Origin of the sequence: Limimaricola sp. G21655-S1 (assembly GCF_027213785.1) — a bacterium.
Lineage (GTDB): Bacteria > Pseudomonadota > Alphaproteobacteria > Rhodobacterales > Rhodobacteraceae > Limimaricola.
On sequence record NZ_JAPWGO010000583.1, the window covers coordinates 1 to 203 of the forward strand.

General features: G+C 68.5%; 1 protein-coding gene. It reads left to right on the plus strand.

The features are described from left to right. The coding region (locus O4G76_RS21900; protein ID WP_269399165.1) for a cytochrome c3 family protein at positions 1-203 on the plus strand (203 nt) is incomplete at both ends.

Consider the following 203-nt stretch of genomic DNA (forward strand, 5'->3'; position numbering starts at 1 on the left):
GCCACCGGCAAGCCCGGCAACCACATCCCGAGCTCCAATACCTGCGACGACTGCCACGTCGTCACCGACTGGACCGACGTGCGCTTCGACCACGCCTCGGTCAGCGGCGCCTGCGCCAGCTGCCACAACGGCAGCACCGCCACCGGCAAGCCCGGCAACCACATCCCGAGCTCCAATACCTGCGACGACTGCCACGTCGTCAC